This is a genomic window from Arthrobacter nitrophenolicus (genome assembly GCF_045833485.1).
In the GTDB taxonomy this organism is placed as follows: domain Bacteria; phylum Actinomycetota; class Actinomycetes; order Actinomycetales; family Micrococcaceae; genus Arthrobacter; species Arthrobacter nitrophenolicus.
In genome coordinates this window covers 1,436,446-1,459,135 of record NZ_CP174504.1, presented here as the reverse complement: position 1 = coordinate 1,459,135, position 22,690 = coordinate 1,436,446, and the positions used below count along the sequence as shown (strand labels likewise).

Annotated in this window: 12 protein-coding genes, 2 rRNA genes and 1 pseudogene; 10 read left to right on the top strand and 5 right to left on the bottom strand. The window is 64.4% G+C overall.

The window, feature by feature from the left end:
• Positions 1-530: 530 nt before the first annotated feature.
• From ACJJV6_RS06855 to ACJJV6_RS06830, 6 genes are all read left to right on the top strand, one after another.
• Positions 531-3,671 (top strand): 23S ribosomal RNA (locus tag ACJJV6_RS06855).
• Between the two features lie 180 nt (positions 3,672-3,851).
• Positions 3,852-3,968, top strand: a 5S ribosomal RNA gene (rrf, locus tag ACJJV6_RS06850).
• 349 nt (positions 3,969-4,317) lie between these two features.
• On the top strand, positions 4,318-4,605 hold the full coding sequence (locus ACJJV6_RS06845; RefSeq protein WP_009358243.1) for an HU family DNA-binding protein: 288 nt from the start codon (positions 4,318-4,320) through the stop codon (positions 4,603-4,605).
• Positions 4,606-4,743: 138 nt separating this feature from the next.
• A complete protein-coding gene (locus tag ACJJV6_RS06840) occupies positions 4,744-6,897 on the top strand; it encodes a cytochrome c oxidase assembly protein (protein ID WP_407710476.1) in 2,154 nt (717 codons plus the stop codon).
• Positions 6,897-8,918 carry an NHL domain-containing thioredoxin family protein gene (locus tag ACJJV6_RS06835; protein ID WP_407710226.1) on the top strand — a complete coding sequence of 674 codons (2,022 nt, stop codon included), beginning with the start codon at positions 6,897-6,899 and terminating at the stop codon, positions 8,916-8,918. The genes ACJJV6_RS06840 and ACJJV6_RS06835 overlap by 1 nt, the downstream gene beginning before the upstream one ends.
• A gap of 350 nt (positions 8,919-9,268) precedes the next feature.
• A complete protein-coding gene (locus ACJJV6_RS06830; RefSeq protein WP_235046904.1) occupies positions 9,269-9,874 on the top strand; it encodes an endonuclease domain-containing protein in 606 nt (201 codons plus the stop codon).
• Here ACJJV6_RS06830 and ACJJV6_RS06825 read toward each other — a convergent pair.
• Together ACJJV6_RS06825 and ACJJV6_RS06820 are read right to left on the bottom strand one after the other, a co-directional pair.
• On the bottom strand, positions 9,852-10,844 hold the full coding sequence (locus ACJJV6_RS06825; RefSeq protein WP_200859161.1) for a hypothetical protein: 993 nt from the start codon (positions 10,842-10,844) through the stop codon (positions 9,852-9,854). The two genes, ACJJV6_RS06830 and ACJJV6_RS06825, sit on opposite strands and share 23 nt — an antisense overlap.
• A gap of 138 nt (positions 10,845-10,982) precedes the next feature.
• Positions 10,983-12,662, bottom strand: coding sequence for a helicase HerA-like domain-containing protein (locus ACJJV6_RS06820; protein ID WP_009358239.1), 1,680 nt, complete (start codon positions 12,660-12,662; stop codon positions 10,983-10,985).
• A 249-nt stretch (positions 12,663-12,911) separates the two neighbouring features.
• Between ACJJV6_RS06820 and ACJJV6_RS06815 the strand changes: the two genes are divergently transcribed.
• Complete coding sequence (locus ACJJV6_RS06815) at positions 12,912-14,387, top strand: HNH endonuclease signature motif containing protein (RefSeq protein WP_009358238.1); 1,476 nt, start codon at positions 12,912-12,914, stop codon at positions 14,385-14,387.
• A gap of 43 nt (positions 14,388-14,430) precedes the next feature.
• On the opposite strand, the gene ACJJV6_RS06810 is transcribed toward ACJJV6_RS06815, so the two are convergent.
• Complete coding sequence (locus ACJJV6_RS06810) at positions 14,431-14,826, bottom strand: hypothetical protein (protein WP_354175776.1); 396 nt, start codon at positions 14,824-14,826, stop codon at positions 14,431-14,433.
• Between the two features lie 89 nt (positions 14,827-14,915).
• Positions 14,916-15,149: pseudogene (locus ACJJV6_RS06805) on the bottom strand (ABC transporter substrate-binding protein); the annotation flags it as partial.
• Positions 15,150-15,571: 422 nt separating this feature from the next.
• On the opposite strand from ACJJV6_RS06805, the gene ACJJV6_RS06800 reads away from it, so the two are divergent.
• Complete coding sequence (locus tag ACJJV6_RS06800) at positions 15,572-17,908, top strand: hypothetical protein (protein ID WP_009358236.1); 2,337 nt, start codon at positions 15,572-15,574, stop codon at positions 17,906-17,908.
• 84 nt (positions 17,909-17,992) lie between these two features.
• Here ACJJV6_RS06800 and ACJJV6_RS06795 read toward each other — a convergent pair whose 3' ends face one another.
• Positions 17,993-18,691, bottom strand: a complete 699-nt coding sequence (locus ACJJV6_RS06795; RefSeq protein ID WP_009358235.1) for a type 1 glutamine amidotransferase domain-containing protein — start codon at positions 18,689-18,691, stop codon at positions 17,993-17,995.
• Positions 18,692-18,862: 171 nt separating this feature from the next.
• On the opposite strand from ACJJV6_RS06795, the gene ACJJV6_RS06790 reads away from it, so the two are divergent.
• Complete coding sequence (locus tag ACJJV6_RS06790; RefSeq protein WP_009358234.1) at positions 18,863-19,852, top strand: LLM class flavin-dependent oxidoreductase; 990 nt, start codon at positions 18,863-18,865, stop codon at positions 19,850-19,852.
• A 197-nt stretch (positions 19,853-20,049) separates the two neighbouring features.
• Positions 20,050-22,680: a trehalase-like domain-containing protein gene (locus tag ACJJV6_RS06785; protein ID WP_354175773.1), complete on the top strand. Its 2,631-nt coding sequence runs from the start codon at positions 20,050-20,052 to the stop codon at positions 22,678-22,680.
• The last annotated feature ends 10 nt before the right edge of the window (positions 22,681-22,690 follow it).

Below are 22,690 nucleotides of genomic sequence, written 5' to 3'. Positions count from 1 at the left end.
CTGCTGTATGGCGGGGTGTGGTGTTGTCAGGAGTACGCCCGTTGCGCAGACGCTAGTTCTGCGGCGGGTGCTCATGGGTGGAATATCAACAAATAGCGGCTGCCTGGTTCTGGTTCTTGTCTAGTACGGATGCATCCCCCTTGGGGTGTGTGTCCTGGAACGGCGGGGCCGGGGGTTGGGTGGTTTCGTGTTTGGCACACTGTTGGGTCCTGAGGCAACAGGGCCGGGGGGTTTTGGTTCCCCGGGGTTTGTTTGTTTCTGGTTTCCCTGCCACGTCGTTTCATGCGCTGTTGGCCTCCTTTTTTGTGGGGGGTTGGTGTGTGGGGTGTGTGGTGTGGGGTTGTTGTTTGAGAACTACATAGTGGACGCGAGCATCTTCCATGAGGAGCCCTTTGGGGTTTTTCGTGGATAAGCAATTTCCAAGAATTGGAACCTGGATCTGGCCGCATTGTTTGAGACTCTTTCGGGGGTTGATGGGGTGTGGGCGGTTTCTGTGGTTCTCTCGAGTGTTTTTGTTGTTGATCTTTTGTGGTCAAGTTTTTAAGAGCACACGGTGGATGCCTTGGCATTAGGAGCCGAAGAAGGACGTAGGAATCTGCGATAAGCCTGGGGGAGTCGATAACCGGACTGTGATCCCAGGGTGTCCGAATGGGGAAACCCCGCCAAGCGCGCGAGTGACTTGGTGACCCGTACCTGAACACATAGGGTGCGTGGAGGGAACGCGGGGAAGTGAAACATCTCAGTACCCGCAGGAAGAGAAAACAATAGTGATTCCGTTAGTAGTGGCGAGCGAACGCGGATCAGGCTAAACCGTTCCATGTGTGATAGCCGGCGGGCGTTGCATGGTCGGGGTTGTGGGACTTTCCATACCAGTTCTGCCGGGCTGGTGGGGTGTGATGTGCGCGCATAGGTGAACGGTTTTGAAAGGCCGGCCAGAGAGGGTGTTAGTCCCGTAACCGTAATGCGTTTGTGCCGCCTGTGAGAGTATCCCAAGTAGTACGGGGCCCGAGAAATCCCGTGCGAATCTGTCAGGACCACCTGATAAGCCTAAATACTCCCTAATGACCGATAGCGGACCAGTACCGTGAGGGAAAGGTGAAAAGTACCCCGGGAGGGGAGTGAAACAGTACCTGAAACCGTGTGCTTACAATCCGTCGGAGCAGTCGCGAGTAATCGCATAGTAACTGTGACGGCGTGCCTTTTGAAGAATGAGCCTGCGAGTTAGTGTTACGTCGCGAGGTTAACCCGTGTGGGGCAGCCGTAGCGAAAGCGAGTCTGAATAGGGCGTGTGAGTGGCGTGATCTAGACCCGAAGCGAAGTGATCTACCCATGGCCAGGTTGAAGCGACGGTAAGACGTCGTGGAGGACCGAACCCACTTCAGTTGAAAATGGAGGGGATGAGCTGTGGGTAGGGGTGAAAGGCCAATCAAACTTCGTGATAGCTGGTTCTCCCCGAAATGCATTTAGGTGCAGCGTTGCGTGTTTCTTGCTGGAGGTAGAGCTACTGGATGGCTAATGGGCCCTACAAGGTTACTGACGTCAGCCAAACTCCGAATGCCGGTAAGTGAGAGCGCAGCAGTGAGACTGTGGGGGATAAGCTTCATAGTCGAGAGGGAAACAGCCCAGACCACCAACTAAGGCCCCTAAGCGTGTGCTAAGTGGGAAAGGATGTGGAGTTGCTCAGACAACCAGGAGGTTGGCTTAGAAGCAGCCATCCTTAAAAGAGTGCGTAATAGCTCACTGGTCAAGTGATTCCGCGCCGACAATGTAGCGGGGCTCAAGTACACCGCCGAAGTTGTGGCATTCACACGTGTTCTAAGCCTTTGTGGTTCAGGAGTGTGGATGGGTAGGGGAGCGTCGTGTGGGCAGTGAAGTCGCGGTGGAAACCAGCGGTGGAGCCTACACGAGTGAGAATGCAGGCATGAGTAGCGAAAGACGGGTGAGAAACCCGTCCGCCGGATGATCAAGGGTTCCAGGGTCAAGCTAATCTGCCCTGGGTAAGTCGGGACCTAAGGCGAGGCCGACAGGCGTAGTCGATGGACAACGGGTTGATATTCCCGTACCGGCGAAAAACCGCCCATGTTGAACAGGGGATACTAACTGCCCGAGACCTGCCCGACACCCCTTGTGGGTGAAGGGTTTTGGTGGAGCGCAGGACCTGATCCTGGGAGGCAAGCGTATTAACAGGTGTGACGCAGGAAGGTAGCCGAGCCGGGCGATGGTTGTCCCGGTCTAAGGATGTAGGGCGAGTGGTAGGCAAATCCGCCACTCATAATGCCTGAGATCTGATGGGACCCCCGTTTGGGGGGATTTGGTGATCCTATGCTGCCGAGAAAAGCATCGACGCGAGGTTTTAGCCGCCCGTACCCCAAACCGACACAGGTGATCAGGTAGAGAATACTAAGGCGATCGAGAGAATTATGGTTAAGGAACTCGGCAAAATGCCCCCGTAACTTCGGGAGAAGGGGGGCCCCAACCTTGAACGGACCATGCGTCCGGGAGGGGATCGGGGCCGCAGAGACCAGGGGGAAGCGACTGTTTACTAAAAACACAGGTCCGTGCGAAGTCGCAAGACGATGTATACGGACTGACTCCTGCCCGGTGCTGGAAGGTTAAGAGGACCGGTTAGCCGCAAGGCGAAGCTGAGAATTTAAGCCCCAGTAAACGGCGGTGGTAACTATAACCATCCTAAGGTAGCGAAATTCCTTGTCGGGTAAGTTCCGACCTGCACGAATGGAGTAACGACTTCCCCGCTGTCTCAACCATAAACTCGGCGAAATTGCAGTACGAGTAAAGATGCTCGTTACGCGCAGCAGGACGGAAAGACCCCGAGACCTTTACTATAGTTTGGTATTGGTGTTCGGAGTGGCTTGTGTAGGATAGGTGGGAGACGTTGAAGCCCGGACGCCAGTTCGGGTGGAGTCATCGTTGAAATACCACTCTGGTCACTTTGGACATCTAACTTCGGCCCGTAATCCGGGTCAGGGACAGTGCCTGATGGGTAGTTTAACTGGGGCGGTTGCCTCCTAAAAAGTAACGGAGGCGCCCAAAGGTTCCCTCAGCCTGGTTGGCAATCAGGTGTCGAGTGTAAGTGCACAAGGGAGCTTGACTGTGAGAGAGACATCTCGAGCAGGGACGAAAGTCGGGACTAGTGATCCGGCGGTACATTGTGGAATGGCCGTCGCTCAACGGATAAAAGGTACCTCGGGGATAACAGGCTGATCTTGCCCAAGAGTCCATATCGACGGCATGGTTTGGCACCTCGATGTCGGCTCGTCGCATCCTGGGGCTGGAGTAGGTCCCAAGGGTTGGGCTGTTCGCCCATTAAAGCGGTACGCGAGCTGGGTTTAGAACGTCGTGAGACAGTTCGGTCCCTATCCGCTGCGCGCGCAGGAAATTTGAGAAGGGCTGTCCTTAGTACGAGAGGACCGGGACGGACGAACCTCTGGTGTGTCAGTTGTACTGCCAAGTGCACCGCTGATTAGCTACGTTCGGATGGGATAACCGCTGAAAGCATCTAAGCGGGAAGCTCGCTTCAAGATGAGATTTCCATACACCCTCGGGTGTGAGAGGCCCCCAGCCAGACCACTGGGTTGATAGGCCGGATGTGGAAGCGAGGACTAACGACTCGTGAAGCTGACCGGTACTAATAGGCCAACAACTTACACCACAAAACAGCACAACTGCTTGCGTCCACTATGTGGTTCCCAACCAACAACCCAACACAACGGGAAACGGTTGAAGGAACCAACCAATAATTGAATACAACACCACAGCTCCCTAACCGGAGCACGTTGTAACCACAAAAGATTTCCCACACCACCGTCACCGGTGGTGACGGGTCGAAGGGTTACGGCGGTCATAGCGTGGGGGAAACGCCCGGTCCCATTCCGAACCCGGAAGCTAAGACCCACAGCGCCGATGGTACTGCACCCGGGAGGGTGTGGGAGAGTAGGACACCGCCGGACAACACATCACGGTCGAGGCCCCAACCACCAGGTTGGGGCCTCCCGCATTTAAAACCACCAAACCCCCGGCGAGTAGGTTTTGAAACCCGCCACAAATGAGAGAGCATCCCGCCAGGCCTTGCAGGAGGTGAGAGAGCGTGCCCGAAGGGGTACGGGGCGTGGAATTTGATGGAGGATCGGCCGCCTGAAGGCCCGCAAACCCCCCAAAATCCGGTGATTAACCTCAAAAAGTCGCGGAAACACGCGGAATTTGCCGCCCTCGACCGTCCAAGCTGGTAAGTTTTCGAACAGTGGCTTGTGCGCATGCCGCGTATAGGCTCCAGAATCATGATCGTCCAGGAGGACATAAATGGCTAAGAACCGTAGTGAACTTGTTGCAGAGGTAGCGGGCAAGGCCGGCACCAGCCAGGCAGCCGTCAACTCCGTCCTCGACGCACTGTTCGAGGTTTTCGAGACTTCCGTCGCCGCGGGCGAGAAGATCACCATCCCGGGCTGGCTCGCCGTCGAGCGTACCGACCGTGCAGCACGCACCGGCCGCAACCCGCAGACGGGTGAGACCATCCAGATCGCAGCAGGCCACAGCGTCAAGCTGACCGCCGGCTCCAAGCTGAAGGCTGCGGTCTCCAACAAGAAGTAAGCAACTTCTTCCCGGTCCGCCATCCTAGCGGCGGACCGGACAGAAAAGGGCGGCAACCATCCGGTTGCCGCCCTTTTGCATGGGCCCTGCCCCTTGATCAGCAGATTCGCGGCCCGGGCAGGCGTAGCGGACAATGGAGTGGTGTCTTCTGCCGCAAAATCCCAATCCACCACACCCCTGCCCGCCGGCAAAGGCGGACGGGGGCCGGGCGGTGATGCCCTGGGTGTCTCCCTGCCCTGGCAGCTCGCGGGACTGGCAACCCTGTTCCTCGGCCTGACAGTGGCCCTGATCTTTTCAGGTGCGGCCGCCACCCGGGGCGTTGCTGATCCGGGTGCCTTGGTGCGATGGGGACTCCCCGTCAGCAAGGCCCTCCACAACATTTCACTGGCCACGGTCATCGGCGGCCTGGTCTTCGCCGTCGGCATCCTGCCCAGGAGCCTGGCCCCCCGCAGCAGGGACAGGGCCGAGGGGAGTGAAGGTCCGGAACACCCCGCCTTCAGCAGGGCCCTGGCGGCAGCGGCGGCCGCCGGCGCAGCCTGGACCCTCTCGGCCATCGCAGTCCTGGTCCTCACCTACGCGGACGTGGCCGGCCAAGGCCTGTCAGGTGACGCCGAGTTCACCCAGGCCCTCGTGTACTTCATGACCGACATCGAAACCGGCCGTGCCTGGCTGGCCGTCACCATCATCGCTGCCGTGGTGACCACAGCGCTGTTCGGCGTCAGGTCGCTTGGGGGCTTGGCGCTCACGCTCATGCTGGCACTGATAGGGCTCGTGCCCACAGCCCTGATCGGACACTCCTCCAGCTCATCCGACCACGAGGGCGCCATCAACTCCCTGGGCCTGCACCTGGTGGGCGTCAGCACCTGGGTGGGCGGCATCATCATGCTGGCCCTGCTCTCCGGCATCCTGACCGGTGCCAAGGCAGGGGCTGCGGGCGACATCACCGAGGCCACGCTCAAGAGGTTCTCCAGCCTCGCCGGGTTCGCGTTCGTGCTGGTCCTCGCCTCCGGCGTCATCAACGCGAGCATCCGCATCACCAGCTGGGCCGACCTCTTTGGCTCCGCGTACGGCCAGCTGATCCTGGCCAAGACCGCCGCCACGCTGGTGCTGGGCGGAATCGGCTTTATGCACCGCCAGTGGGTCATCCCGCAGCTGGGCCGCCAAGGCAACACGATGTCGTCGCGCCGGGTGCTCTGGCAGCTGATCCTCGCGGAGCTCCTGGTAATGGCCGGAACGTCCGGCATCGCCGTCGCACTGGGCCGTTCAGCCCCGCCGCAGCCCACCACTTACGCGCCGGACGCCTCGCCCGCTTTCATCCTCACCGGCTACGAACTTCCCCCGGAGCTGACCGCGGAACGGTGGCTGACGGAATGGCGCCTGGACTGGCTGTGGATCGCGTTCGCGCTGTTTGGCCTGGTGTCCTACTTCCTGGGCGTTGCCAAAATCCGCCGCCGCGGCGACTCCTGGCAGTGGTTCCGGTCCATCAACTGGGTCATCGGCCTGCTGGTGCTGACCTACATCACCTCCGGGCCGCCGTCGGTCTACGGCCGCATACTGTTCTCCGCACACATGGTGGACCACATGGCACTGACCATGGTTGCCCCCATCTTCCTGGTGCTGGGCGCCCCGGTCACGCTTGCGCTGCGCGCCCTGCAGCCCCGCGGTGACGGCTCGCGCGGGCCACGCGAGTGGATCCTGGTCTTCGTGCACTCGAAGTTCTCGCAGGTAGTGACGCACCCGCTCTTCGCGGCGGCCAACTTCGCCGGCTCGATCGTCCTGTTCTACTACTCGGACCTGTTCGGCTTCGCCATGCGTGAGCACGTGGGCCATGAGCTGATGATCGTGCACTTCCTGCTGACCGGCTACATCTTCATCCTGACCATGATCGGCACTGACCCGCTGCCCCGCCGCGCGCCCTATCCGCTGCGGCTGCTCCTCCTGCTGGCGACCATGGGCTTCCACGCCTTCTTCGGCGTCGCCATCATGGGCGGGGACAACCTCCTGGCCGCCGACTACTTCGGCAACCTGGGCCGGGCGTGGGGAGACTCCGCGCTGGTGGACCAGCAGAAGGGCGGCGCAGTGGCCTGGGGCATCGGCGAAGTGCCCACCCTCCTGGTGGCGATCGGCGTCGCCATCATGTGGTCCCGTTCCGACGCACGGGAAACCAAGCGGGTGGACCGGGCCGCGGACAGGAATAACGACGCCGATCTCACCGCTTACAACGATATGTTTGCCAAATTGGCCGAACGCGACGCCAAGCTGGCTGAACGCAACAAGCTGGAAGGACGCTGATGAGCGAAACCGTACGCACCCACGCCCGGGTCCGCGCCTCTGAACTGGTGGGCCGCAACTGGTTGAACACCGGCGGCAAGACCCTGGACCTTGAGGCCCTCCGCGGCAAGATCGTGCTGGTCGACTTCTGGACGTTCTGCTGCATCAACTGCCTCCATGTCCTGGACGAGCTGCGTCCCCTGGAGGAGGAGTACTCGGACGTCCTGGTGACCGTCGGCGTCCACTCACCCAAGTTCGAGCACGAGGCCGACCCGGTGGCCCTGGCCGCCGCCGTGGAACGCTACGAGATCCACCACCCGGTCCTCGACGATCCGGAGCTGGACACCTGGAAGGCCTACACCGCCCGCGCCTGGCCCACCCTGGTGGTCATCGACCCCGAAGGCTACATCGTTGCGCACCTGTCGGGCGAGGGCCACGCGGACGGCCTGGCAGTGCTGATCCCCGAGCTCATCGCCGAACACGAGGCCAAGGGCACCCTCCACCGCGGTTCCGGCCCCTATGTGGCGCCCGAACCGACGTCGGGCACCCTGCGGTTCCCCGGCAAGGCGCTCTTCCTGCCCGCCGGCCGCGGCTCGGGCGCAGATGAAGCGTCCGACGGCGGCCCCGCAGCAGGTGCCGCAGTGAAGGATGCTGCGGAGAAGGGTTCCTGGCTGGTCACCGATACCGGGCACCACCGGGTGGTGGAACTAGGCACCGACTTCACGACGGTCCTGGCCACCTTCGGTTCCGGCACCAAGGGCTATGCGGACGGCCCGGCGGCCGGCGATACCGCAACGGCGCAGTTCAACGAACCCCAGGGCCTGGTCCTGCTGCCGGAGGATGTGGCAGCCAAGGTCGGCTACGACGTCGTAATTGCAGACTCCGTCAACCACCGCCTGCGCGGACTGTCCCTCACGGACGGCAAGGCCTCCACGCTCGCCGGCAACGGTGTCCAGCGCCTGCTGGAGACGGGCCCCGCACGCGTGGACGAGGACGCCGCCGGATTCACCGGCCGGCTGAGCGGGCACCCCCTCGAGGTGTCGCTGAGCTCGCCGTGGGACCTGGTCTGGTCGCGCAAGCTCAACGCCGTGGTGATCGCCATGGCCGGCACCCACCAGATCTTCAGCTTCGACCCCGTCTCCGGCGAAGTGGACATCATCGCCGGCAACGGCCTGGAGGGCCTCCTGGACGGCCCCGCCCACGAAGCCTGGTTCGCGCAGCCCTCCGGCCTGGCCGAGGACGGCGACGGCAACATCTGGGTGGCCGATTCCGAGACGTCGGCGCTCCGGAAGCTCGTGATCGACGATGCCGGCAGCATCACCGTGGAGTCTGCGTTGGGCAAGGGCCTGTTCGATTTCGGCTTCCGCGACGGTCCTGCCGTTGAAGCGCGCCTGCAGCACCCGCTGGGCGTGACAGTCCTCCCCGACGGCTCCGTGGCGATTGCGGACACCTACAACGGCGCCGTGCGCCGCTACGACCCCTCGGCGGGAACCGTCTCAACCTTGGCGCGGGGACTCCTGGAACCCTCAGACGTCATCGTGGACCACACCCATTCGGCCGGTTCCGAGCCGCTGCTGGTAGTAGTGGAGGCCAACCAGCACCAGCTGGTGTACGTCCCCATCCCCAAGGAAGCGCAGCAGGTGGACGAGGGCGCGTCCCAGACGCACCGGCCCAAGAGCCCTGTGGCGCCCGGCCCGCTGGAGCTCACTGTCCGGTTCACCGCCCCCACCGGGCAGAAACTGGACGACCGCTGGGGCGACCCCACGCAGCTCAAGATCTCTTCCACCCCGCCGGAGCTCCTGGTGTCCGGCGGCGGAACCTCCGTGGGGCTGCTCCGCACCGTGGAGCTCTCGTCCGGGATTCCGGAGGGCGTGCTGCACATTACCGCCCGCGCTGCCGCTTGTGACGGCCCGGAGACCGAGGACGGCGAGATCCCGGACCACGCCGCCTGCCACCTGTACCAGCAGGACTGGGGCATCCCCGTGGTCCTGCAGGCCGACGGCGACACCGAGCTCGTCCTGGACCTCCGCGGCATGGACTGACGCCCCGCCGTCGTAATGCTAAAGGCTGCCTGCTGTGTCTCTTGATGTCACGGCAGGCAGCCTTTTGCGGCCGTACCCCCGCAAGAACCGCGACTGCGCGCGGCCTGCCGTGCGCAGTGGAGCCAAAAGCGTGCCTGACGTGACGTTGATGGATACCTCCAGTTCTTCACATAGGGCCGACTCCGGGTGCTGCACCCCCACTGGCAAGACGGGCTGTACGTAGAGGCATCCTGCAACCGGACCGGGGACTTTACGCCCTCCCGACGGCGTCCCCGGACCTGGTTGCCGTACTGCGGAACCGGGAATTGCTGACCTGTTCCAGCGCCGCGCCGTACTACAACCTCTGGTGCGTGAAGCCTCCGGTTCTTCGGCACGTCTACCACCAGCGGCAGGCAGCAGTGGGTGACCCTGCCGTCCACCACGCAGGGCTGCTGCTGCCACCTTCCAGGCTTCGTCCGGTCGCTGCGCTCGCCGATGTGCTGGTCCACGCTCTGCGGTGTCTGCCCTTCCCGGAGTCGCTGGTCATGGTGGAGTGCGCGGTATCGAGGGGAGACATGACCGTCGGCTTCCTGCGCCATCGGCTGCCCGGGAAACGGAACGGGAAAGCAAGGGCGGTGCTGGACTGGGTGGACCGGGGATCCGACTCACTCCTCGAAACACTGGCGCGCACATATTTTCGGCAGGCAGGCATCTCTGTGCAGACGCAGTTCTACCTGGCGCGGGTGGGCTACGTCGACCTGTTGCTGGACGGCTGGCTGGTGGTGGAGCTTGATGGCCGGCACCATGCCGAGTGGAACCAGGTCCAGAAGGATCACCGGCGGAACAACGAGTCCGTGGTCCAGGGCTACACGGCCCTTCGGTACTACTACTCCGACGTTGTATACCACCCGGATGCCATGGTGGCCCAAGTGCTGGCGGTGCTTGCGAGGCGAGCTAGAAGCTCAGCATCGGGGTGACTTTGACCGCGTCGCCGGAGACGTCCAGGCGGGTGGTAAAGCTGAAGTCCACCTCTGCCTCGAGGGGGTACCAGATGCCGGTGAAGGAGTTCTGCTGGAGCGCTTCCACCTTGGCCTTGCCGTCCAGAGGAGCCACCACCCAGCGTCCGTCGAACGGCTCGATGGAGACGTTGGGATACTCCGTGACGGTCCACTTGATGCTGCCGTCCTGCACCCGGTTGTTGCTGGCGTAATAGAACGGGCAGTCCGGCTGCAGCTTCTGCTCCTTGCCCGCTTCCGCAGCACAGCCGTCCAGGAACTCCTTGACCTTGTCCGCCACGTCTTCCTTCAGCCTGCCCGTTGCCTGCGTCAGCAGGTTGAGCGGTGCCACGGGAACATCGCGGGCCGTCACGGTGGCCCGGGTGGCGGGGGCGGAGAAGTACTGGCCGTTCAGGGCGGCCTCGTACTCGCCGGGGTAGAACACGGCGAACGAGTTCCGGCCGTTGGGCATGTTCACCGGGACGCCGTTGACGTTGGCCTGGTTGCCGTTGACTACGGTGATGTCCAGCGTGGGCAGCCGGGAGGGGACGAATGCCCAGGTGTTGAAGAAGATCCACTCCGTGCCGGTTTTCTCCAGCAGGAATTCGGTGCTGAGGCGGCTGCCGTCAATCGTGTATTCCATCGGCACCACCACCTGGTCGCCCGGGCGGTCCTGCGGGTCGCCGATCTCCACGTTGGTGAGGCGGGACGCCGCGGTCTGCAGCCCGGTCCCGTCCAGCATTGCGGCGTTGCTGGGCGGCACGGTGGCGCGCAGCAGCCCCAGCGCCCTGCCGCCGTCGCCGTCCTGCAGGGCGTCCAGATATTCGCGGACCGGCTGCTGCGGGCTCGCCACGGTGTTGTTCACCAGGTTCACTGCAACGACGGCTCCGGCCACGGCAAGCATGAGGCCGAGCAGCCATCCGGCCGCTATCCTCACCAACGCTTGACTCATCTGCACGTTCCTTACAGTAACGTTAGTGCGATCGCACACTAAAGTTGGTGTCTCCCCTACCCGGGGCAGAAACGTGGGGAAAACGTCCGACGGCGGCGTACGGCGCAGCCGGTCAGGGCGCCGTAGACAGCGCTTTGGTCAGCGGCGGCGGCGCCGGGACGACGTGCCAAACACGCCGCGCAACAATTCACGGCCCAGCTGGGTACCGACGGACCTGGCCATGCTCTTCAGGCCGCCGCCGAGTGCGCCGCCAAGGACCGCGCCGAGGTCGTCCATCATCCCGCCACCGGGCTGGGGCTGTGACTGCCTGCGGGGAGCCTCAACAGGTGTCTCGTCACGGCGCGACGCGGGTTTGCTGCTTGTCCTGCTGCTCGGCCTGCCCAGGATTTCCTCCTCGATGCGGCGGGCCTCCTCATCCACGTCCAGCGGGCCCGGAACTTCCGCTGCCGGACCCGTGGGTGCGGCGGTCTTGCCGGCCAGCTTCTCGTAGGCGGACGGGTTGTCCACCGCGGTTCCGTATTTGGGCAGGAGTGCCGAGCCGGCCACGGTGCTCCGGACCAGGGCTTCCTCGCTGGGACCCATCACGGATTCCGGCGCACGCAGGCGGGTATGTGCCACCGGCGTAGGGGCGCCTTTGTCATTCATGACGGTGATGACCGCTTCGCCGATGCCGGCTGATGTCAGGGTCTTCTCAAGGTCGTAGTCGCTGACCGGGAACGTGGACACGGTGGCCTTCAGGGCCTTGGCGTCCTCCGGGGTAAAAGCCCGTAAGGCGTGCTGCACCCGGTTGGCCAGCTGGCCCAAAACGTCGGCGGGAACATCCTTGGGGGTCTGGGTGACGAAGAAGATGCCCACGCCCTTGGACCGGATGAGCCGGACGGTGGTGGTGATCGCCTCGAGGAAGGCTTTGGACGCCCCGTTGAACAGCAGGTGCGCCTCGTCCAGGAAGAACACGAGCTTTGGCTTGTCCAGGTCGCCGGCCTCCGGCAGGTCCTCAAAGAGATCGGCCAGCAGCCACATCAGGAACGTGGAGAACAGCATGGGCTTGGTCTGCAGGGTGGGCAGCTCCAGACAGGTGATCACGCCCCGGCCGTCGGGGGCGGTGCGCAGCAGCTCGGCGGTATCGAACTCCGGTTCGCCGAAGAACTTCTCCAGCCCTTGTGCTTCCAGGTTGACGAGTTCCCGCAGGATCACGCCGGCAGTGGCTTTGGAGAGCCCGCCGAGTTCCTCCAGCTGGTCCTTGCCCTCGGCGGAGGTCAGGAACTGGATGACGGCCCGCAGGTCCTTGAGGTCGACCAGTTCCAGGCCGTTCTTGTCCGCAAAGTAGAACACCAGCTGCAGGCTGGACTCCTGCGTGTCGTTCAATTCCATGATGCGCGAGAGCAGGATGGGGCCGAAGGACGAGACTGTGGCGCGGACCGGGACGCCGTTGCCGTCGCCGCCGAGCGCCAGGAATTCGACAGGGAACGTCCGGCCCTGCCAGGGCTGGCCGATGCTTTCGGTGCGGACGCTGAGCTTTTCGCTGCCTGTTGCCGCCGTGGCCAGCCCGGAAAGGTCGCCCTTGATATCCGCCAGGAAAACGGGGACGCCGGCCGTGGACAGCTGCTCGGCCATCATGTGCAGCGTGACGGTCTTGCCGGTGCCGGTCGCCCCTGCAACCAGCCCGTGCCGGTTCATCATGGCCAGCGGCAGCCGCACCGGAGCATCCTTGTGCAGCTCGCCGTCGATGATGGCAGCCCCCAGTTCGATGGTGGCGCCTTCCAGGGCGTAGCCCTTCTGGATGGTGGCAAGCTTCTCTGCTGTGGTTTTCCTGGCCATGGCGCAAGCTTAGCGGCGGCCAGTGCCGGAGCCGCTGTACCGGCGAGGTCAGTCCTGGCCTGGCGCAGCAGTGTCCTTGCCCGTACGGCCTGGGTGGATGCGACCGTCGTCGACCCTGACGGGGGAAGATCAGGCTGCACTCACGGTGTGGGAGCAGGTTCTGTAGGTCCCTCCGAAATTGTCAGACCCCCTTCCTAAGCTGTAGTCAGCGGAAAAGGACACCAAGGACATTAAGGGGAAGGGGCGCACGTGCAGACGGAACTGGCAGCTGACGACGTCTGGTTTCCTGCTGTCCGGTTTGCGGACGGCGGGCCGCTTCTCGGCGGTGAAGTCAGCTATCCGCTGCCCTCCTTCCTGACTGCTGATGAAGCTCTTGGGTTGGCACAGTCAGCCGACCGGCTTATTGCCTGGGCCACTGCCATGAAGATGCGGGCCGTTGCCCGGGTCGAAGAAGCGGTTGCTGAGGAGATGCCGCCCCGCGATGGCAGCCAGCCCATGCGTTTTGGCGGAGAAGAGGCCCACGCCCTCGCGGTTACGGAGGTGGCAACAGCCTGTGCTGTTTCGGAAGGATCAGCAGCCCAGTCCGTGAATGACGCTGTGGAGCTCACCACGTGTCAATGGGAGGTCCTCGAAGCGGTTGAGGAAGGAAAAATCTCCCCCGCGCATGCACGAGTCATCCTCGAACAGGCGCGCTCTTTGCCCGCAGCCCACCATGGCGAATTCTCGCGGATAGCCCTGCTGCGCACGCGGACGCGCCAGGGCCGGCTCCGCACCGCCGTCGAACTGCGGACCAGCCTGCGTCGGCTGCGCGAGCGGCTCCATCCCGAAAGCCTCTCGTCCCGGAAGGCATCGGCCCGGCGTGAACGGGGTGTATGGTTCACGCCTGAGCGGGACGGCATGTGCACTATTACCGCCTATCTGCCGGCAGAGGCCGGCCTCCCCATTTTCAACGGGCTTGACCGCGACGCCCGGCTGGCCAGCGCCCGGGCTGCGGAAGCGGACACGTATCAAGTGCCGGGTACTGCCGCCGCTCCCGGAAGCCGCACACCACCACGAACCTTGCCGGAGTACCGTGCAGATGCACTGGCCTACCGGCTTCTGGGCGGATCCAGTGAGGGAATCGGGCCCTTCCGCCCCGAAGTCGTGGTAACCATCCCGGTAGGACAGGTTCTCGCCGGCGTACCTGCTGCGGCGCCCTTCGCACACGAGGCCGGCGCGACCGGGCTGCGCACCGCTGAGCTCCAGGGGTACGGACCCATTGATGCGGACACGGCACTCAGGTTGGCGGCCTTGGCTCCTAACTGGCACCGTCTTTTTACCGACTTCAGCACGGGCCAGGCCCTGGGAGTTGGCCGAACGGCTTACCGTCCGCCCCAGGCCTTGCTCCGATACCTGCACAGCCGGGACGGCACGTGCCGGTTTCCGGGTTGTGCCCGCCCGGCGCGAGGATGCGAAGTGGACCACACCATCGAATGGCAGGACGGTGGGCACACCGAGCCGGGGAACCTGGCACTGCTGTGCCGAAGGCACCATGCCCTCAAGTCCATCGGTGCCTGGAGCTATGAGCATTTGTCCCATGGCGGCGATCTTCGATGGCGCTCTGCGCTGGGCAGGACCTACAGCACCGGTGCCGCAGACGCCGGCGCAGTGGACAGGGATGCGGGCCGCGCCGAAACCGCTGAACCGGCCTCAGCCGCAAAGCCTCCGGTACCTCCGCCATTCTAGAAATCACATCGTGTTGCATGTGAAGCGATCAGTCGAGGCCTGATCAGTCGTAGGAAGGCCGGTGCCATTCCTGGTCGGCGGGCATCCGGCCGATACTCCAGGCGGAGACTTTCCGAAGATCGACCCTCGTTGCCTGCAGGCAAACCTTCCGGCCGCCTGTAACAAGCACAGGGCCGAGAAAGTGAAGGTACGGATCCTGGCTCAGCTTACGTTCGTCCGATGCCGGCGCCCCAGACTCAAGAGCGTCCGCCACTTCCGGGCTTCCGGCCCGGACCTGGTCGTTCTGCCGTCGCTCCCAGGCCTGCTCGGAGACGGCCGATCCCGAGATGATGGTGCCGTCAACGACCACCGTCAGCTCGATAGTGGCGTTCGGGTCACGCCGAACGGTCGCGGCCAGCAGCTGCGCCAGGCGGCTGTCAGTGGTATCCGTCTCCGCCATCGCCTGTCCCTTCTCCGCCGAAACTGGATCAGCTCCTCTAACAGCTTATGTTCCGGTTTCCTTCGTCGTCAGGCTGCCTACTTCTTGGGCCTGTTCTCCTCGTACCAGCGCACCAGGATTGCTTCCTGGTAGGTGCCCGAGCCCACGACGTTGCGCTTGCCCGCCACGTTCTTAGCTTCCTTGATCTCACCGATATCGGACCCGCTCTACGCATAGAAGCTCAGGAGGTCGTTGCGGTAGGTCGCGAAGCCGAACTTTTCCCTACGGGCCTCGGTCACGGTCACGTTGGCAAGTACGGCCTCGTACTTGCCGGACTCGGTGCCGTCGCCGCCGTCGCGCCCGGGTCTGCGCAGGCTGCCAGTCCCAGCAGCGCTGCTGCTGTCAGAGCCGCGACAGCGGTGGGCTTGGCCTTAATGGTCATGATTTTCCCCTGGAAAGTCGGTAGGTGATGCAACGAAACGGATGCGTTGGAGCAACTATCCGGCAGCCCCGGAAGGTGAATCAAAGGCCGCCGCAATGCGGGGATGCAGGAAGTAACCGCGGTTAACCGGGAGACCGGCGCGGTCATATTCCGTGCCCTGGCTGGGCCTTGACCAAGTAGTCGCGCGGCCCGGCCGCTTCGGAAAACGAGTACTTGAAGGTCAAAGTCAGGTGGCCAATTACGCGTGTTCTCCGGTGGGGCTGGAACTTACCTTTAGTGCAGGCAGCGGCCAACGTGGGCCGCCCGATGGTCTCAGGAGCTCGCATGCGCACTTCCCCCAGCAAATCTGTCCTCTCCCGCCGTCTTGCTGCAGCAGTTGTCTTGCCGGGTCTACTCACCAGCGGCCTGGTTTTGGTCCAGCCGGCCTTTGCTGCAGGAACCACGTCAAATACCAGCATCTGCAACGGCGTTGTTAACCAATTCGCCCACCGCGGGACGGTCCAGGAGAACCTGCTGAAGGCAGCGGCAAAGAAGAACGCGGATGTCATCGCCAAATTGGAGGCTGAGAAGGCGCAACTCACGGCCCAGGAAGCCGAGCTGGCGGCTGGCATTGACGCTGCTGACAAGGCGCTGGCTGAGCTTGCAGCCGAGGAGCAGCAACTCACTGATGCCGAGGCTGAAGCAAAACAGGAACTGGAACGGTTGCTTGCCGAGCAAGCCGACACAGCGGCGCAGGTTACGGAAGCCGAAGCTGCCCTCGCTGGTCTTCAGAGTGAGCGGGCTGGCGTTGTCAGCGAGCTTTCGCCGCTCCAAGCAGAGCTGGCAGCAGCCGAGGCTTCAGTCAAAGGCCTGGAAGCCGAGTTAGCCAAAATCGTTACAGAACAGGCCGCCAACAGCGAGGAGCTCACCGCGGCTCGGGCCGAGCTCGAAAGACTGCAGAAAGCTGCGGCTGATGCCGTCAGTGCCGTGACCGCCAAGGAAACCCAGATCCAGCAGGCCGAGGGTGAACTGGCTGCGCTTTCCACGGCGGTGGCAGAGGCGTCAGCCGCTGTCTACGCGGCGCAGCTGGAAGTCACCAAGGCCCAGGAGGATCTGGAGGTCCTCGAAGCGGACAGCGCTACCGCAAGTGAGACGCTGAACGCTGCGAGGGAGCGGTTGGCGGAGGAGGAGCAGACGCTGGCCGACCTCGCCGCAACGGCGACAGCCGCAGATGCAGCAGTTGATGATAAAGAGGCACAGATAACCGAGGCCGAGGGTCAACTGGCGTCCCTCCAGTTGACGGCTACCCATGCGACGGATGCCCTCCGCGCTCAAAACGACGCCATAGCAGCGGCTGAGGCTGAGCTGGCAACCCTGCAAGACACTGCCGCGGAAGCCGCGAAAGCAGTGGAGGACAATACGGCCGGGATCAGCACCCTCAGCGCGGAGATCGCTACCCTTCAGGGTCAGATCACCACGCTGAGTGCAAGCGTCACGGCAAAGCAGGCTGAACTGACCACGGCCCAGAACGAGCTTGCAGCGCTTCAGGCCAGGAAGACCACGCTTGACCTGCAAATTGACGATCTCACCAAGCGCATGGCCGCCATCAAGGGCAATAACGATGAGAAGCAGGCTCTGCTTGATCAGCGCAAGGCTAAGCAGGACGAGCTGGCCGTCGTCAACGGCCTCATCTCAGACAAGACCGCACAGATCTCCGGACTGCAGGGCGACCTGACAACTCTGCAGACCCAGGTGAACACCCTTAACACCCAGCTGCTGGCCAAGCAGACGGAGAGCAGCTCACTGCAACAGCAGGCGGCGCCGCTGCAGGCAGCACTCGATGCAGCTAACGCAGGGCTGGCCGCCAAAGAGATCGAGATCGCCAACCTCAAGGGACAGGTTCCGGCCCTGCAGGAAGAAGTTGACCAGGCCAATGCTGCGGTGACGCTCAAGCAGGACGAACTTTCCACCCTTCACGGCCAACTTGTAACGCTCGAGCAAGCGGCCTCCGACGCTGCCGCCGCCGTCGCGGCCCAGCAAAAGGTGGTCGCCGACCTGGAAGCGGAACTTCCAGGGCTGGTGACCGACGCGCAGCAGGCTCAGGAGGCTGCCACCGACCAGAGGGCCCTGCTGGCGGAGAAGGAGGAGGTCCTGGCGAAAGCACAGAGCGAGCTCACCACAGCGGATAACGCCGTTGATGCCAAGAAAGAGGAGCTGTCAGCGTTGCAGGCCGAGCTGGCAGAGCTGCAGGGCCTCTTGGCGGCAGCGAACGGTGCCGTGGCCGCGCAGGAGACGCAGGTCGAATCCCTCAATAAGCTGGCCGAAAGCCTTGCCGCGCAGGTCTCTGACCTCAATGGCCAGATCACCGCCAAGGAAAACGAGATCCTGTCCCTGCAAAGTCGGGTGGCACCGCTCGCGGACCAGCTCAACCAGCTCAACGGGGAGATCAGTGCGGTGGAAGCCAACCTGAAAACTCTGCAGAACCAGTTGACCAGCCTGGACCAGCAGGTGACGGAGGCGCAGACCACGCTGCGGACTCTGGAAGGCCAAAAGAAGGCGAACAAGGATGCAGTTGCTGCCCAAAAGCTGGTCGTCAACTCCCTGACAGCCAAGCTGGGTGACGTCCAGAAGCAGATTGCTGCCGTCGACGGAACGATCGCGCTGGGAGGCTGCGCCGTCTAAGTGGTGGGGAGGCCGGCGCCCAACGACGTGCGCCGAACGGAAGTGGCCCGGTCCTAGGACCGGGCCACTTCCTTGCCTGAAGACCTAGCCCAAAGCCTTGATCACTTCCTTGGCCACGTCCTCGCTGGACTGCGGGTTCTGCCCCGTGATGAGGTTGCCGTCGCGGACCACGTTGGAGCTCCAGGCCGGACCGTTCTCAATCACGGCGCCCTTCTCCTTCAGCGCATCCTCCACCAGCCATGGAGTGTTCTCTCCGGTGCCGCCGCCCAGCTCCTCCTCGTTGCTGAACACCGTGAGGCGGCGGCCCTTGAACGTGAACGCGCCGCCGTCACCCGTCGCACTCAGCAGCCCTGCCGGACCGTGGCAGAACGGCGCGATGATCTTGCCGTCCCTGTCCGCGGCAGCCAGGAGCCTGCCCAGGTCAGGGTCCTTGTACAGGTCCGCCATGGGCCCGTGCCCGCCGGGCATCACCACGGCGTCATAGGCGGTTGGGTCGACGCCGGCCAGCGCCAGCGGCTGCGACAGCTCGCCGTCGATCGACTCGAGGTAGTCCCGGAAGCCTTTCGCGCGCTCCTCGCCGCCGGCGGATTCCGCTGCCAGGCTGACCTGGTCCACGGTGGGTTTGCGGCCACCGGGCGTGGCGATGTGCACGGTGTGCCCCGCGTCGAGCAGGGTCTGGTGCGCCACCACCAGCTCCTCCGCCCAGAAACCGGTGGGGTGTTCGCTGCCGTCCTTCATGGTGAGCGAGTCGGCTGCCGAGACGACCATCAGGATGTTTGCCATGGTGTTTCTCCTGTCTGTTCCACTTGCTTGCTTTAGGGCGGCAACATCATAAGTTTGCTGAGTATTCCGCAAGTCACAGAAATAAGCCGGGGCCCGCCGTCGTTATGCCAAAGGTGCCCGCCGCGACCCGACGGGCAAAACTACGCAACGCTTCGAAAGGCCGGCCCCCACGTGACTCTCCCGCTCTCCATCCTCGACCTGGCAACCATCGGCAAAGGCCAGACGGCGGCGGAGAGTTTCGCAGGCAGCGTGGCCATGGCACAGAGCGCGGAACGGCTGGGATACCGGCGCGTCTGGTACGCCGAGCACCACAACATGTCCTCCATCGCCTCATCGGCCACCAGTGTCCTGATCGCCCACGTAGCCGCCCACACCGAGAGCATCAGGCTCGGTGCCGGCGGCGTCATGCTGCCCAACCATTCGCCGCTGACCATTGCCGAGCAGTTCGGAACCCTCGAAACCCTCCACCCCGGCCGGATCGACCTCGGCCTGGGACGGGCTCCCGGGAGCGACCAGAACACCATGCGGGCCCTGCGCCGGGATCCCATGTCCGCGGACAGCTTCCCCCAGGACGTCCTGGAACTGCAGGGCTACCTCACCGGCCCCACCCGCATCCAGGGCGTGGAAGCCACACCCGGCAAGGGCACCAACGTTCCGCTGTACATCCTGGGCTCCTCCCTGTTCGGTGCGCGGCTGGCGGCACAACTCGGGCTGCCGTACGCCTTCGCGTCACACTTCGCCCCGAACGCGCTGCAGGACGCCGTCGCCATCTACCGGCGGGAGTTCAAGCCGTCGGCCCAGCTGGACGCGCCGCACGTCATCGCAGGCGTGAACGTCATCGCCGCCGACTCCGCATCGGACGCGCAGGCCATGCTGCAGGCCACCAAGCGCGCCAGGGTTTCCCTCTTCTTCGGCGGCGGACGCGAGTTCACCGACGACGAGGCGGACATGATCCTCGACTCGCCCCAGGGCCAGCACCTCTCGCAGATGATGACCTATTCAGCGGTGGGCACGCCCGACGTCGTCCTGGATTACCTGGACAGCTTCGGCCGGCACGCCGACGCCGATGAGCTCATCGTGGCCCACCAGAGCCCCGGCACCGCGGAGCGGCTGCGCTCCGTCGAGCTGCTGGCACAGGCTGCGGGACTGGCCCGGGTCTGATCGGGGGGGGGGGGCACCGCGCCGCCGTCGGACTTTTACACATACGCAATGGTGGGGACTTTCGGGTGAAACCGGCCGGGCGGACCATGGGGAGTGCCCCCTCCGGAATCCTTCCAGCTCCGGAGCGGGGCACCACCCGGTAACCTCCGGCCATCCGGCGGCTGCCTTTCCGGGTGTCCTGCCGAAGGGGTGCCACCATGCCGACGCCGTTGAACCAGACCGTGGCCGATACCGCCCTGCTCACCCGGTCCCTGCCGCTGGGGCTGCTCCGGTCCTTTGTGCAGTCAGAGGCCGCCGACGACGGGCTGACCCCCACGCTGCTGGCCGAACTCAAGATCCTGGCCCGGGTGCCTGGCCTTCTGGTGGCCTGCAACTACGGCGGAACCCTGTGCGATGCGGAGGGCATTTCCACCGAGACCCTTCCGCTGGGCAGCGCGGCGATAGCACTGCGCGCGCTGGCGGCGCTGCCCAACACCCACGCCGCCGTCATTTCCGGCCGCTCCCTCCGCGACCTGGCCGCCGTGTCCAGGCTGCCTGCGGAAGTGCACCTCATCGGCTCCCACGGGGCTGAGGCGGACATGGGGTTTGCGCATGCCCAGCCCCTTGCCACGGAAGCCCTCCTGCAAAAAGCCACCACCGCGGTCAACGAGGCAGTGGGATTCCATAAGGGAATCTGGGTGGAGCGGAAACCGGTGGCGGTTTCCATCCACACCCGCCCCGCCACGGCTGACGTGGTGCAGGCCGTCACCGAGACGGCGCGGGAAGTGGCCCGCGCGCACGGGCTGTTCTTCATCGTGGACGGCTCGGTCCTGGATCTGTCCGTGGTGGAGCCGTCCAAGGCCGAGGCGCTGGAGGCGCTGCGGTCCAGGCTGGGAGCGAGCGCCGCCCTGTACGCGGGGGACGCCTACAGCGACGAACTGGCCATCGCCACCCTCCGCGGCCCGGACATGGGAGTGCGGGTCGGGCCGGGGGAGACACGCGCGGCACACCGCCTGCGCGATCCCGAGTCCTTCGCGCGCGTCCTTGCCATCCTGTTCGAGCTTCGGCGGGCGTGGCTCTTCGGCGAGGATGCCGTGGGGCTGGAACGGCATTCCATGATCGGCAACGGATCGTCCACGGCCCTGGTGACCCCGGATGCAAAGATCTGCTGGATGAGCCATCCGCTCCCGGACTCCGGCTCGCTCTTCGCCCACATCCTCGGCGGAGACGCGGCCGGCCACTTTTCGGTGGAGCCGGTCAAGGCCTCCCAGGTGCTGGGCCAACGCTACGTGGACAGCACCATGATCGTAGAGACGCGGTGGGCGGACGTGACGGTCACGGACTACCTGGAGCCTGCGCCGGAGGGCATCACCAGCCTGGTCCGGGTGCTGTCCGGAAGCGGTGCCGCCAGGATTGTGTTCGCCCCTCGGCCGGACTATGCCAACGCCCCTTTCAGCATGGAGGCCCGCGGTGATGAACTGCACGTGATGGGCACCTCGGATCCCATCGTCCTTTTCGCGCCGGGCGTGCAGTTTGCCGTCACGTCCGACGGGCGGCACGCCACGGCCACCGCGGTGGTCAACCTGCAGGACGGGCCGGTGGTGCTGAACCTGCGCTGCGGTGACACCGAGCCGCAGCCGGCGGATTCCGACGGCGAGATCGACCGGCGTGCCATCGTTGCCCTTCACTCCCGCAGCTGGGTGCAGGAACTGGACCTGCCGTCCGTCAAACCCTCGCTGGTCCGCCGCTCCGCGCTGGTGCTGCGTGCCCTGGTCCACGAACCCACCGGCGCCGTGCTCGCCGCCCCCACCACCTCACTGCCCGAGGGCATCGGCGGCACCAGGAACTGGGACTACCGCTACTGCTGGCTGCGGGACGGCTCCATGACCGTGAACGCCCTGGTGGACCTCGGCTCCACCCGGGAGGCGGCGGGATTCCTGGACTGGCTGGGGCGGATCCTGGAGCACGCGCCCGGCCCCGAGTGGCTGCATCCGCTGTACTCGGTGACCGGGGCGCCGCTCTCCACGGAAGCCGTGATTGACAGCCTTCCCGGGTATGCGGGGTCCCGGCCGGTGCGGATCGGAAACGCCGCCGACCACCAGGTGCAGCTGGACGTCTTTGGCCCGATCGCCGAACTGATCTCCGCCCTGAGTGAGCGGGACGGGGACCTTGCGGACAGCCACTGGGACCTGATGGTGCAGATGGCCTCGGCTGTGCTGGCGCGTTGGCACGAACCTGACCACGGCATCTGGGAGGCCCGTCGTGCGCCCCGCCACCACGTCTACACCAAGGTCATGTGCTGGGTGACCCTTGACCGTGCCCTGCGCACCGCCGCCCGGCACGGCAGGGTGCCCGTTCCCGAGTGGGAACCCACAGCAACGGCCATCCGGGAGGAAGTCCTCCGGGAAGGCTGGGACGAGTCCGCCTCGTCCTACACGGTGTCCTATGACAGCCCGGACCTGGACGCCGCCGTCCTCCATATCGGCCTGTCCGGGCTGCTGGACGTGGCGGACCAGCGCTTCCTGGACACCGTCACCGCCGTCGAGCGCGAGCTGCGGGTGGGCCCCACGGTGTTCCGTTACAGGTACGACGACGGGCTGCCGGGCCTGGAAGGGGGCTTCCACATTTGCACCACGTGGCTGATTGAGGCCTACGTGGCAGTGGGGCGGATCGAGGAGGCCTGGGACCTCTTCGACCAGCTCGTGAACCTGTTCGGCCCCACCGGCCTGCTGCCCGAAGAGTACGATCCCGGCACCGAGACCCATCTGGGAAACCACCCGCAGGCCTACTCCCACTTGGGCTTTATCCGCTGCGCCCGCCTGCTGGATGCGGTGGGAGGCAGGAAGTAGCAGTGGCCCG